A 13,595-nucleotide genomic window follows, 5' to 3' on the forward strand; every position below is an offset into this window, starting at 1 on the left:
ATGTTTTATTTCAATGACTTACTAAAGAAAGCTACTTGCTGCCGTTAACAATTGCAGCAACTGGCTTAAAACTTTTACGATAACAGTCTAACACGCCAAGTTCAGCTATTTTTTCAAAGTGCGCTTTGGTTGGATAACCTTTGTGTTTGGCAAAGCCAAACTCAGGATGAAGCTTATCCAATTCAATCATATCGTTGTCACGCTCAACTTTAGCGAGAATTGACGCGGCACTAATTTCAGCAACACGGGCATCACCTTTCACCACGGCCTGCGATGGAATTCCTAACTCTGGACAGCGATTACCATCAATTAGCACATAATCTGGCGTCACAGTTAAATCAGCAACCGCGCGCTGCATCGCCAGCATAGTGGCATGCAAAATATTGATAGTGTCGATTTCTTCTGGTGTTGCACGGCCAATTGCCCAAGCAACGGCTTTTTCTTTGATCTCTTCAGCAAGCAGTGCACGCTTTTTCTCTGACAGTTTTTTCGAGTCCATTAACCCTTCAATCGGGTTATCCATATCTAAAATTACCGCGGCAGTAACCACATCACCGACTAATGGGCCTCGCCCGACTTCATCAACACCAGCGATACAGTAAGCAACGGGATATTCAAATGGTGGTAATTCGGCTTTTTTACGGGTTGTCATCATTAGGTTTCTATTCAGGTTTATGTATTAACAAATAAGGGCGCTGCTGCGCCCTTGGTAATTTATTCAATGCTCTCAAACCTTAAAGGTCTAAGCCTGCATCAATTCAAACACAGCCTTTGCCGCTTGCTGACTGGCATCTTGCTTGAGCGTTAAGTGAATATCGGTAAAGGCTTGGTTAAGCGACGATTGGTCTTGATACAATCGCTCTTTTAGCAGTGGCACGATATTCTCAGGCGTTACATCATCTTGCAAAAGCTCAGGCACTAGGGCTTTGTCGGCGAGTAAATTAGGCAGTGAGAAGTGTTTTAACTTCACCATGATCTTACCCATTTGATAAGTCAGCCAATTAAAGCGATATGTGATCACCATAGGGCGTTTAATTAGCGCAGCTTCTAGTGTGACAGTCCCTGATGCAGTCAACAAACAATCACTGGCCGCCATTACCGCTTGCGTCTTGCCAATAAACAATTTAATTGGCAGCTCTGGCACTATTTCTTGGTGAAGCGCATTAAATTGTTCAGCACGCTTTTCTGAAATCATCGGCACCACAAAGGTTAATGCGGGATCTTCTGCCAATAATTGTTTCGCCGATAGTAAGAAGGGTTCAACTAAACGCGATAACTCGCCGCCACGGCTGCCTGGCATTAAGGCTAACACTTTGCCTGTTTGTTCAAGCTCAAGTTCTTCACGTGCTGCTGCTTTATCTGATACCAGTGGAATATCATCTGCTAGCGAGTGGCCAACAAACTGACAAGGCACTTGATATTTATCGTAGAAGGCTTTTTCAAACGGTAATAAGGCAAGCACTAAATTCGTTGCCGCTTGCACTTTAAATACACGCTTTTCACGCCATGCCCATACTGACGGGCTCACGTAATGGACGGTTTTAATGCCTGCAGCTTTCAAACGCTGCTCAAGCGTTAGGTTAAAATCTGGCGCATCTATACCAATAAATACATCTGGCTTATTTTGGGTAAAATATTCGGTTAGTGACTTGCGAATATGCAACAGTCGACGAATGCGACCGAGCACTTCTACAATGCCCATCACCGCCAACTCATCCATGGCATAAAGGCTTTCAAAACCCAGCGCATTCATTTTCGGGCCACCAATACCGATAAATTTGGCATTCGGCTGCTTTTCAAGAATGGCCTTCATCAAACCTTCACCCAAGGTGTCACCTGAGTGCTCGCCAACGACGATGGCAATAACAGGAGGATTAGGCAGAGATTGGCTTTGGGGCTTATTTTGAGGCTTTTGTTTAGAATCAGGACCAGCAGAATCACTGGTCACTTTAGAAGATAAGGTCGACATTTGTGAGTGAAGAATTAACGAATAATGCCGCGTTGCGAGCTTTTAATAAACTCGGCAAAATCATTCACGGCTTCATGGTCTTTGGCTAATTCGTTAACACCCACTAGCGCGTCATCCACATTTAAGCCTTTGCGGTACACTTCTTTGTAGGCGCGACGAATTGCTAAAATCGTTTCTTTTGCAAAACCACGGCGCTTTAAGCCTTCCGTGTTTAAGCCAAACGGCGAAGCGCCATGACCAGATGCCATCACATACGGTGGCACATCTTTTAGTACTAAGGAGTTCGCAGCAATAAAGCTGTGCGCACCTATATGGCAGAACTGATGAACGCCGACCATGCCCCCTAAAATAGCCCAATCGCCAACATGTACATGGCCAGCAATAGAGGCGTTGTTCGCCATAATACAGTTGCTGCCGACCATGCAGTCATGAGCCACATGGGTGTAGGCCATAAACAGGTTGTTACTGCCGATTTGTGTCAAGCTATTGTCCTGAATTGTGCCGCGATGGATGGTACAACATTCACGGAAAGTGTTGTTGTCGCCAATAATCAGTTGCGTTGGCTCACCTGCGTATTTTAAATCTTGGCAATCTTCACCGATGGTCGCGAACTGATAAATTGTGTTGCCTTTGCCAATGGTTGTTGGCCCTTTGATGACAACATTCGAGCGAATATCACAGTTATCGCCAATGACGACATCCTTGCCAACATACGTCCAAGGTCCAATGGATACGTTTTCACCTATTTGAGCACCCGGCTCGATAATCGCTTGTTCGTGGATCACAGATTATAACTCTCGTCTTGCACACATAAGGTCAGCACTACAAACGACTTTGCCGTCAACGCGTGCTTCACCGTAGAACTTCCACATGCCGCGGCGTTCTTTTAGAAATTCAACGTGCAGGTGCATGGTATCGCCCGGCACAACTGGCTTTTTAAATTTAGCGTTGTCAATCGATGCAAATAAGTACATCTCGCCGTCATTGCGGCCTTCAGTTGACTTAAAGCCTAGCACACCTGTTGCTTGTGCTAAGCTCTCTAAAATCATCACACCAGGGAAAATCGAATAACCTGGGAAGTGACCAGTAAAAACTGGCTCGTTGACAGTAACGTTTTTAATACCATGCAGCCATTTGCCTGGCTCGAAATCAACAACGCGGTCAATTAATAACATTGGGTAGCGATGTGGGATGAGTTTTTGGATCTCTTCCACATCAATTGTGTTTGGTTCTCTTTCCAACTTAACTTTCCTTTTGCTGCTCGTTAAGCGTTTTTTCTAATGAGGTAATTTTCTTGGCCATCACATCTAGCTTACGCAATCGAGCATTCATTTTGTTCCAGTCTTTATTTGGCTGGGCAGGTATACCTGACGAATAGACACCGGGCTCTTTAACCCCTTTGGTGACCATTGACATACCGGTAAATACAACATTGTCAGCTATTTCGATATGACCATTGATTGCCGCCATACCACCAATAGTACAGTTGTTGCCAATTTTAACACTTCCAGCCACCACTGTGCAGCCAGCAATTGCAGTATTTTTACCAATCACTACGTTATGGGCAATTTGCACTTGGTTATCAATGATACAACCGTCACCAATTATAGTGTCTTCTAGTGCGCCGCGATCGACTGTGGTGCTCGCACCAATTTCTACGCGATCGCCAATAATAACACGGCCCAGTTGCGGTATTTTATGCCATTGGCCTTGGTGTGGTGCGTAGCCAAAACCATCGGCACCAATGACTGTATTGGCTTGAATTAAACAATCGCTACCAATCTCAACTTCATGGTAAACACTAATATTCGACCACAGCTTAGTATTCGCGCCAATTTGGGCATGTTTACCAATGAAACATCCCGCGCCAATCATTGCGCCATCAGCGATTGAGGCGCCTGCTTCAATGACGGTATTAGCACCAATCGCCACACCTTCACCAATAACAGCGTTGTCATCAATAACCGCTGTTGGATGAATATTGGTCGCTGATGCTGGAGTGCGGTCTAGCAGCTTAGCTGTTAATGCATAGCCCATGTAAGGGTTATCCATCACCAAGGCATTGGTTCGACATTGCTCAGCCATATCAGGCGTTACAATTACCGCGCAGGCTTGAGTGTCTTTTAGTTGGTTTTGGTATTTACTGTTTGCCAGGAAGGCAATTTGATCATTTTTTGCAGTCGCTAATGTAGCAAGACTGCTAACGGAAATGTTGCCATCTCCCTTAACAGTCGCGCCAATATGCTTTGCAATATCAGTTAGGGTATAACTCATTGCAATGTTCTTTTTCCGGTGGTGTTAGTTTAGCTTGCTTACTTGCTCAACTACTTGTTCAGTAATGCTAGTTTCAGGCTTTGAGAAAACTACCGCTTTTTGCTCAATAACCATGTCGTACTTTTCTTTCGCTGCAATGTTGTCGATTGCTTGACGAACTAAAGCGATAATTTTTGAAGTTTCTTCGTTTTGACGAACTTGCGTTTTTTGCTGAAAGTCTTTGCCTTTCGTTTGGTATTCTTGGAATTTAGTCGCAATTTCTTTATCAAGATCCGTCTTTTCTTTGTCAGTCATTAACGAAGAATCACGCTTTTTCTTTTCTTGAAAGTACTTGATGTCTTTTTCTAATTGCGCAAGTACGGCTTTTTCGTCTTTAAATTCAGTTTCTAACTTTTGCATTACAGCAGCAGTTTGAGGAATCTTTGTCATTACTTCTTGGAAGTTAACAACGGCAATTTTTTGTGCCATAGCAGAGCCAGCTAACAACATGCTTGATGCTGCTGTGGTTAGTGCCAATGTTTTCATTAACTTTTTCAACGTTTTCTCCTAAATATGAATACTTATTATAATCTCAGCAAACTCAGCTGCTGGTTAGAATGTTTGACCAATGTTAAAGCTGAAGAAACTTGTATCATCCCCATCTTCTTTTTTCAATGCTTTGGCGAAGCTAAAGATCATTGGTCCCATTGGCGATAACCATTGTACAGATAAACCAGCCGAACTACGGTAGCGGCCAATATCTGAATAATCATCAATCTTGATAAATTCGTTCGGGTCGAGGTCGCGGTAGTCATCAACGTCAAACTCGGTATCCCACACGTTACCAACATCAACGAATAAGCTGCTACGTACACTGTTCGAGAAGCCTTCGTCAACAAACGGTAATGGGAATACTAGCTCCACACCACCAATGGCAAGAGCGTTACCACCTACTGAATTTCGTGAAATATCAATAATGTCATGGTCTGGCCCTAAACAACAGGCGCCACCATTACCAACAGGGTCTGGCGTACCGCCAATTGCGGTTGGGCGTCTAAAGATCGCACGTGGGCCAACAACGTTGTTTTCAAAGCCACGTAGCGTGTCTGAACCACCTGCTCTGAAGTTTTCCCAGAATGGTAAAATTTGGTCATTACCATTGATGGTATCGTAACCGTTCGCGTAACCCGCTTCAAAGCGCGTTAAGACCGTCCATTTTTGATCACGAGTTAGCGGGAAGTACCACTTGGTTTTCAAATTTAACTTAAAGAAGTTAACGTCTGAATTCGGCGTTGTAATTTTCGCTGAAAAGCTTTGTTGTGAACCCGCCGTTGGGAAAGTACCACGGTTAAGGGTTGAACGTGAAATACCGGCTGATAAATCAAAGGTTTCAAACGTTAATCTCGCGTCTGGATCATCCGGATCTGAATATAATTCGTAGAAGCGTTGAATTTGCTCATAGGTTTGTAAACGCGTAATACCGTTACTCTTGTAACCTAAGCCAAAGTTAACGCGTACATATTCGTTGATTGGGAAACCAAGGTTTACGCCAACACCATAGGTTTTGTTTTCGTATTCAACTAAGTTTGCACTACCGGCATCGAACTCGTTGTAGTACAAAGAGCCGCCAAGTGAAATGCCATCAACGGTAAAATATGGATCTGTGTATGATACGCTCACCGCACGTGAGTAACTTACCGTATTAATATTGAATGCTAATCGGTTACCCGTTCCTAAGAAGTTATTTTGCTGAACACCGGCATTTAAACTTAAGTTCGTTTGCGAGCCATAACCAATACCTGCGGTAAATGAGCCTGAAGGTTGCTCTTTTACATCAAAGTCAACGTTTACCAGATCTTCTTCACCCGGTAGCTGGGTGGTTTCAAATTCAACAGTTTCCATGTAAGGCAAGCGTGATAAACGCGCTTTTGAGCCTTCGACCAAGCTGTTTGATAACCATGCACCTTCCATTTGACGAAGCTCACGACGCAAAACGCGATCGGCGGTCACATGGTTACCTTTAAAGTTGATGCGGTTTACGTAAATTCGTTTACCTGGGTCAACTGAAATCGACAGCTTAACGGTTTTGTCGTCATCATTGATTTCTGGAATGGTAGTTACCTTCGGGTAAGCGTAACCGAATCGGCCTAAGAAACGGCTAATGGTTTCTTCAGTGTATGTAACTTCTGCGCCGTTATATAACTTGCCAGCTTTTAACGGGTTAATCGCGCGAATCGTTTGCTCAAACCCCGCCATGTCACCGACAAAGTCAACTTCGCTAACCGTGTACTGCTCACCTTCAGTGACGTTAAGGGCAATATAAACTTGCTCTTTATTTGGCGTCATCGACACTTGTGTTGAATCTACTTTAAAGCGCAGGTAACCGCGATCTAAATAGAAACTTTCAATGGTTTCCATATCCCCTTGCAGGGTTTGCTTTTGGTAGCGGTCTTGCGCCAAGAAGTCCCACCATGGCGAGTCATAAGTTAGCTCAATGTTCTTAAGCACTTCCTCGTCAGTAAAGACTTCATTACCCACTAAGTTAATCTGTTCAATCGCAGCGGCGTCGCCTTCTTCAAAAACAAACTTTAAGTTAACTCGATTGCGCGGTAGGTGAGTAACTTCAGCCTTAACATTAGCGTTGTACTTACCAACACTGTGGTAGAAATCTTCCAAGCCCATTTCTATGCCTGAAATAACTGTACGGTCGAGCGTTTCACCGACGCGAATATTACTGTCGTCTAGACTTTGCGTTAGTTGCTCGTCTTTAAGGTCACTATTGCCTTCAAAGGTGATCTCACTAATCGTTTCACGCTCTTGAACGCTATAAATAACGCGATTGCCGTCTTTAAACACCTGAATGTTGTTAAAGTGGCCGGATTTATACAAAGCTTTTATCGATTGTGATACGCGGAATTCGTTTAGGGTGTCGCCAACATTAAATGGAATATGCGTTAATGCTGCGCCTAACGCGACACGCTGTAGCCCTCTGATTTGGATATCTTCAACTTGGAAGTCATCTGAAGCTTGAACAGACGTGCCTAAGGTGCCTAATAGAACCGCTAAGGCAATTTTTTTAATCATCATAAGTGTAACTTTGTTTACTTCTTTTTATTAAAGCCGCGATATATCGTTAAAGATGGCGATGCTCATTAAGGTGAGTAACGCAAGTGCCCCGAATCGAAATCCCAACTCTTGAATTTTTTCTGGTACAGGCTTTCCTGTTAAAAGCTCTATAAGGTAATAAAGTAAATGGCCGCCATCAAGTACTGGTAACGGTAAAAGGTTAATTATTCCTAAATTAATGCTAATTAACGCTAAAAAGCCCAAAAAATAAACGAATCCATAGCCAGCACTATTTCCTGCGCCTTGTGCGATGGAAATTGGCCCACTTAAGTTCTTCACTGACACATCACCAGTGATTAACTTGCCAATCATTTCGAAACTTAAGACCACTAAATTCCACGTACGTTCCATACTTTCAGGAAAACTTCCCAAAACGCCATGAGCAATAGTGATTCTATGTCCCTCAGGCCAAGGATCTAACTTAGGTGAAATTCCAAGATATCCGACTAATTTACCATTGACTTCACGAGCATCTGGCAAAACCGTTAGTGCTACTTGCTGACCGTTACGTAACACAGTCAAGGCAACCTCTTGTTTGGCTAAGGCTTTTATCTCAGTCGCAAAAAATCGCCAGTCATTATTGATGGTCTCGCCATTAATTGACAGCAGTGTATCACCTATTTGTAAACCAGCTTTTGCGGCAGCACTGCCCTCTCCAACCGCAGCTACTTCGGTATGGACTTTAGGAGAAAATGGCACAATGCCTAAGCTTGCTAATGACGAGGTTTTCTCTGGTGCAAATTGCCAGTCAGCGGTGTCTAGCGTGAACTCTTTGGCGTAAACGCTGTCTGGTTGTCTCGCTTTAATGGCAATGGACGATTGGCCAATCTCGCCCACCAACGCCATGTTAATATCTTGCCAATCTTTGACTGACTTGCCTGCGACCTCAGTGATTTCACCGTTAACAGGCAGCTGCGCTTTTGCCGCAATAGAATTAGGCGTTAACTCACCAATGTAAGGTTTTACACTAGGTACGCCAATTAAAAACATGAAATAGAAAGCAACAATGGCAAAAGCGAAGTTGGCTAGCGGGCCGGCAGCAATGATCGCAATACGCTGGTATACAGATTTATTATTAAAGGCGAGATGAGCTTTTTCTGATGGTACATCGTCAACTCGCTCGTCGAGCATTTTAACGTAACCACCGAGCGGAATAAGCGCTACGACAAACTCAGTACCGTGTTTGTCAGTTCGTCGCCAAATTGGTTTGCCAAAACCAACCGAAAAGCGGTCTACTTGCACCCCACACTTACGTGCTACCCAAAAGTGACCGTACTCATGCACTGTTACGAGTATACCTAAGGCAACAACAAAAGAGGCTAGATTCCAAATCACATCAAACATTTGCTCAACCTCACTCGCTTTCCATTAATTTTGCTAGTTGATCTTTAGCGTATACGCGCACATTCGCGTCTAACGAAATAACGTCATCAATCGTAGTCACTTGTTGTGAGACAAATTGCTGCACCGATAATTCATTGATACGGAAAATGTCGGTAAATTTGATTTGGTGATTTAAGAAGGCTTCAACTGCAATTTCATTAGCGGCATTAAGCGCGGTACAAGCCGCTTGGCCTTGAGAGCAGGCATCTATCGCTAGCTTTAAATTTGGGTAGCGCTCAAAATCAACCGCTTCAAACTCAAATGGTTTGGTATTGAAAAAATCAAGCGGTTCAACGCCTGCATCAATACGCTCTGGGTATGCCATGGCATGCGCAATTGGTGTACGCATATCTGGGTTACCCATTTGCGCGATCACTGAGCCATCTTTGTATTGCACCATTGAATGAATGGTACTTTGCGGGTGCAGTACCACCTGAATTTGCGAAGGCTCAACATTGAAAAGCCATTTTGCTTCGATAAACTCTAGGCCTTTGTTCATCATAGTCGCAGAGTCTACCGAGATTTTCTTGCCCATGTCCCAGTTTGGATGAGCAACCGCTTGCTCTGGTGCTACATCCGCTAACTCACTAACGGGCTTAGTGCGAAACGGTCCACCAGAGCCCGTGAGTAAAATTTTGCTAATACCATTGTCGGCCAGTTGGCATTCGCCCGGCCTGTGCTGTTCAAACTCTGGTAAACACTGGAAAATCGCATTGTGCTCGCTATCAATAGGCAATAATTTTGCGCCTGATGCTTTCACCGCGTCGATAAAGATTTGGCCTGAAGTGACTAACGATTCTTTATTTGCCAGCAATACTCGCTTACCCGTTTTAACGGCAGATAGCGTTGGCATTAAGCCAGATGAACCAACAATAGCTGCCATGACCGTATCAACCTGGTCACTGCTCGCAATATCACACAAGGCTTGTTCGCCATAGCTGACTTCAATATTGGCTATACCATTTTCAACTAATAACGTTGACAGTTTTGTCGCCGTTTCTTGGCAGCCCATCACCACATATTGTGGTTTAAACTCAAGACACTGCGCTAACATTTTCTCAACGCGAGAGTTTGCTGACATTGAAATGACAGTAAAACGCTCAGGGTGGCGCCTAACAATATCTAAGGTGCTTTCACCAATAGAACCCGTCGAACCTAAAATACAAAGTTGATGTTGCTGCATACTAATCACAAATAAACACTGGGCTGCTTACCAGCCAATTAGCACATAGCACAGTGCGTAAATTGGCGCTGTCGCGGTTAAACTATCAATGCGATCAAGTACACCGCCATGACCCGGTAAAATCGAACCACTGTCTTTCACTCCTGCTTGGCGCTTAAACATGCTTTCGTTTAAATCACCTAATACAGAAATAGTGGTAATGACAACCGTTACAGGAAGTACAATGGCGAACTGCTCTGCGTTCCAACCAATGATTTTGCCAGCGGTAACCACCAGCAAACAGGCAGAAGCGATACCACCGAAGAAACCCTCTAACGTTTTACCTGGGCTTACATTTGGCATTAGTTTGTGTTTACCAATTGATTTACCCACAAAGTACGCACCAATATCAGCGCTCCACACCATCAAGAACAAGAACATAATGAGCTGTGCACCATGATATGGGTCGGTTTGGTATTCGCTTGAACGGATCACCATAAACGCAAGCCAAGCAGGTACTAAAGTTAGCCAGCCAAAGACACCGCGAATCGAGCGATGGCTTGACCAAAATGAACTAAATCTCGGGTACAAGAATGTTAATAATGCCGACAATGCCCACCAAGCAACGGCAAGCCACAATATGTAGATAGCATTTTGTTGCAGCACGCCTTTGTCAAGCCACAAAGACTCTGGTGGCATAAATGACCAAATCGCCCCTAAAATAACGACACTGGCAAATACGAAAAATAAACGACGGGTTTTACGAGCAAAGCCCATTAATGGGCCCCACTCCCATGCACCAATGGCCATAATAGCAACCATTAATGCGCCGAACAGAGGCAACGGCAAATAGAAGATTGCCGCAATAGCTAACGGCGCTAAGACAACGGCCGTAAGAATTCTTTGCTTTAACAAGCGATATTCCTTTTATTGTTGTTTTACTTGCTCACCAGTTTGACCAAAACGTCGTTCGCGTTGGCAAAAAGTGTCCACCGCTTTATTAAACTCGTTTTCGTTAAAGTCAGGCCATAGGGTATCAGTGAAGTAAAACTCCGCATAAGCCGCCTGCCACAGTAAAAAGTTACTAATACGGTGGTCACCACCTGTGCGAATAAGTAAGTCTAATTCTGGCATATCTGCCAAGCTAGTATGCTGGTGTAACAACTCCTCGTTGATGTCAGCAGTTGAAATTTCATTAGCTTGAACTTGTGCGGCTAACTTTCTGGCGGCATGGGCAATATCCCAACGACCACCATAGTTTGCTGCAACAGATAACACCATGCCTTGGTTGTGCTCGGTGAGTTGCTCTGCGGCTCTGATTTTTTCTTGTAGTTTGTCAGAGAAACGCGACACATCACCAATCACTCGAAATTTTATATCGTTTTTATGCAAGCGCTTTACTTCGCGATTTAGCACTAACATAAACAGTTCCATTAATACCGAAACTTCTTCTTCAGGTCGCAACCAGTTCTCGCTACTAAAAGCGAATAGGGTTAACGCTTTTACGCCCATTTTGCGAGCCGCACTAACCGATGCACGAACAGACTCAACACCAGATTTGTGGCCAAAAACGCGTTTTTTGCCCTGCTGCTGAGCCCAACGCCCATTGCCGTCCATAATGATGGCAACATGCTGCGGTGCGCTGATAGCTGAAGTTTCTAATTCAGAGATGTTTGACACTTAAATCTCACTATATAAAAACGCCGTAGTAAAACTTCACTACGGCGTGTATTCCTTTCGCTGGAAAATTAAATTTCCATTAATTCCGCTTCTTTTTCAACCAGTAGTTGGTCTACTTGCTTCACATATTTGTCGGTGATTTTTTGGATTTCATCTTCCGCTTGGTGCATCTCGTCATCACTGATTTCTTTTTCTTTGTTCAGTGTTTTCACATCAGAGTTTGCATCACGGCGAATGTTGCGAATGGCAATTTTACCGTTCTCACCTTCACCTTTAACCACTTTTACTAGGTCTTTACGACGTTCTTCAGTCAGCGGCGGCAATGGAATGCGAATCAGCGTGCCCTGTGAAGACGGGTTTAAACCTAAATCAGACGATAAAATCGCTTTTTCAACAGCGCCGATCATTGATTTATCAAACACTGTGATCGCTAATGTACGTGCATCTGGAACTGAAACGTTACCCACTTGGTTAAGTGGTGTATCAGCACCGTAGTAATCTACTGAAATGTTGTCCAATAGTGAAGGATGCGCACGACCCGTACGGATTTTATTTAAATTTGTTTTTAATGATTCGATGCTCTTACTCATGCGAGTTTCTGCATCTTTTTTAATATCTTCAATCACTTGGATATTCCTTAATACTGAACAATTAATCTAAGTTTTCGGCGTGATCTATGGTTGTGCCTTCAGCTTGGCCCATTACCACACTTTTTAATGCGCCCGGCTTGTTCATGTTGAATACACGAATTGGCATGCTGTGATCACGCGCTAGGGTAAAGGCCGCTAAGTCCATTACCTTTAATTCTTTTTCTAGCACTTCTTGGTAAGTTAAGTGGCTGTATAAAGTTGCTTCTGGATTTTTTACCGGATCTTCCGAGTAAATGCCATCAACTTTTGTCGCTTTTAATACAGCGTCAGCTTCAATTTCGATACCGCGTAAACACGCAGCTGAATCTGTGGTAAAGAATGGGTTACCTGTACCGGCACTGAAAATAACCACGCGACCTGACTTTAACATGCCAATCGCATCAGCCCAGTTGTATGTGTCACAAACACCAGCTAAGTCGATTGCCGACATTAAACGTGCATTTACAAACGCGCGGTGAAGTGCGTCACGCATCGCAAGACCATTCATTACCGTTGCTAGCATCCCCATTTGGTCGCCAACAACACGGTTCATGCCCGCTTCAGCAAGACCAGCACCACGGAATAAGTTACCACCACCGATCACTAAGCCTACTTGAATACCTAACTCAACGAGTTCTTTTATTTCTTGCGCCATGCGGTCAAGAATTTTCGGATCAATACCGAAACCTTCATCACCCATAAGGGCTTCACCACTGAGTTTTAGAAGAATACGACGATACGTAGGTTTAGGGTTGGTGCTCATAAGCTCAAGATTCCTGTAGATAAAACTGTCGCAGCCGAAATTGACCGCGGCTATTTTAATGGTTTTTACAAAACATCTAAAGCTTTAAATAAAGAAAGGGAATTTAGCGGCGCTTTAATAGAAAAAAGCGGTTATTTAATATGCGAATTAGATATTTTACTCCACTTTTAAGCGCAGCTTTAACCACAATGCCATTGCGCCAAATGCCAATTCTGCTGCCAGATATATGCACATGATGAGATTTGGGTCACCATCAATCACTATACCTGTAAGCCGACCCAATGCCATTGAGAGCAAAAAGAGTGCGACCATTGTTAACGCTAAGTCAATATCATTTCGAACTTTTACAATCAGCAATAGCAGCAAACCAATAGCCAATTGTGCGCCGCCATATGTAGCTCGAAAATCAATGATAGCAGAAGAACTCGTTGGACTTGCATCGGTTATCAACATCGCCATTTCAATTGGGAAAAAAATAAAGCCCAAACCATAGAGCAAAAAGAAAACTGCTGTTGCGTAACATAATAGTTTTGCCATTTATCCCTCCAAGAAATTAATAGGTGATCACGAGCCAATAGATTTAATCTACCTTTAACATCGCAAAGCTAAATAGCCATAAATTCATCTGCG

Annotated in this window: 14 protein-coding genes; all 14 read right to left on the reverse strand. The window is 43.7% G+C overall.

Features of this window, described 5'->3' with window-relative positions:
- Window positions 1–31: 31 nt before the first annotated feature.
- On the reverse strand, window positions 32–655 hold the full coding sequence (gene rnhB, locus DXX92_RS12745) for a ribonuclease HII (RefSeq protein ID WP_116000784.1): 624 nt from the start codon (window positions 653–655) through the stop codon (window positions 32–34).
- Between the two features lie 87 nt (window positions 656–742).
- On the reverse strand, window positions 743–1,969 hold the full coding sequence (lpxB, locus tag DXX92_RS12750; protein ID WP_116000785.1) for a lipid-A-disaccharide synthase: 1,227 nt from the start codon (window positions 1,967–1,969) through the stop codon (window positions 743–745).
- A 14-nt stretch (window positions 1,970–1,983) separates the two neighbouring features.
- Window positions 1,984–2,754 carry an acyl-ACP--UDP-N-acetylglucosamine O-acyltransferase gene (gene lpxA, locus DXX92_RS12755; RefSeq protein WP_116000786.1) on the reverse strand — a complete coding sequence of 257 codons (771 nt, stop codon included), beginning with the start codon at window positions 2,752–2,754 and terminating at the stop codon, window positions 1,984–1,986.
- A gap of 3 nt (window positions 2,755–2,757) precedes the next feature.
- On the reverse strand, window positions 2,758–3,210 hold the full coding sequence (gene fabZ, locus DXX92_RS12760; protein WP_116000787.1) for a 3-hydroxyacyl-ACP dehydratase FabZ: 453 nt from the start codon (window positions 3,208–3,210) through the stop codon (window positions 2,758–2,760).
- A 1-nt stretch (window position 3,211) separates the two neighbouring features.
- Window positions 3,212–4,249 carry a UDP-3-O-(3-hydroxymyristoyl)glucosamine N-acyltransferase gene (gene lpxD / locus DXX92_RS12765; protein ID WP_116000788.1) on the reverse strand — a complete coding sequence of 346 codons (1,038 nt, stop codon included), beginning with the start codon at window positions 4,247–4,249 and terminating at the stop codon, window positions 3,212–3,214.
- Window positions 4,250–4,267: 18 nt separating this feature from the next.
- Window positions 4,268–4,780: an OmpH family outer membrane protein gene (locus tag DXX92_RS12770; protein WP_116000789.1), complete on the reverse strand. Its 513-nt coding sequence runs from the start codon at window positions 4,778–4,780 to the stop codon at window positions 4,268–4,270.
- 54 nt (window positions 4,781–4,834) lie between these two features.
- Window positions 4,835–7,309, reverse strand: a complete 2,475-nt coding sequence (bamA, locus tag DXX92_RS12775) for an outer membrane protein assembly factor BamA (protein WP_116000790.1) — start codon at window positions 7,307–7,309, stop codon at window positions 4,835–4,837.
- A 27-nt stretch (window positions 7,310–7,336) separates the two neighbouring features.
- Window positions 7,337–8,692 carry a sigma E protease regulator RseP gene (rseP, locus tag DXX92_RS12780; protein WP_116000791.1) on the reverse strand — a complete coding sequence of 452 codons (1,356 nt, stop codon included), beginning with the start codon at window positions 8,690–8,692 and terminating at the stop codon, window positions 7,337–7,339.
- 10 nt (window positions 8,693–8,702) lie between these two features.
- On the reverse strand, window positions 8,703–9,914 hold the full coding sequence (ispC, locus tag DXX92_RS12785) for a 1-deoxy-D-xylulose-5-phosphate reductoisomerase (protein ID WP_116000792.1): 1,212 nt from the start codon (window positions 9,912–9,914) through the stop codon (window positions 8,703–8,705).
- A gap of 27 nt (window positions 9,915–9,941) precedes the next feature.
- Window positions 9,942–10,808, reverse strand: a complete 867-nt coding sequence (locus DXX92_RS12790; RefSeq protein ID WP_116000793.1) for a phosphatidate cytidylyltransferase — start codon at window positions 10,806–10,808, stop codon at window positions 9,942–9,944.
- A gap of 12 nt (window positions 10,809–10,820) precedes the next feature.
- The gene (gene uppS / locus DXX92_RS12795; protein ID WP_116000794.1) at window positions 10,821–11,573 is read right to left on the reverse strand and encodes a polyprenyl diphosphate synthase; all 753 of its coding nucleotides are present in this window, start codon (window positions 11,571–11,573) and stop codon (window positions 10,821–10,823) included.
- 68 nt (window positions 11,574–11,641) lie between these two features.
- Window positions 11,642–12,163 carry a ribosome recycling factor gene (gene frr / locus DXX92_RS12800; protein WP_374188852.1) on the reverse strand — a complete coding sequence of 174 codons (522 nt, stop codon included), beginning with the start codon at window positions 12,161–12,163 and terminating at the stop codon, window positions 11,642–11,644.
- 61 nt (window positions 12,164–12,224) lie between these two features.
- The gene (gene pyrH / locus DXX92_RS12805) at window positions 12,225–12,965 is read right to left on the reverse strand and encodes a UMP kinase (protein WP_116000796.1); all 741 of its coding nucleotides are present in this window, start codon (window positions 12,963–12,965) and stop codon (window positions 12,225–12,227) included.
- A 156-nt stretch (window positions 12,966–13,121) separates the two neighbouring features.
- Window positions 13,122–13,502 carry a DUF4345 domain-containing protein gene (locus DXX92_RS12810; protein ID WP_116000798.1) on the reverse strand — a complete coding sequence of 127 codons (381 nt, stop codon included), beginning with the start codon at window positions 13,500–13,502 and terminating at the stop codon, window positions 13,122–13,124.
- Window positions 13,503–13,595: the final 93 nt, after the last annotated feature.

Origin of the sequence: Thalassotalea euphylliae, from assembly GCF_003390395.1 — a bacterium.
Lineage (GTDB): Bacteria > Pseudomonadota > Gammaproteobacteria > Enterobacterales > Alteromonadaceae > Thalassotalea_F > Thalassotalea_F euphylliae_C.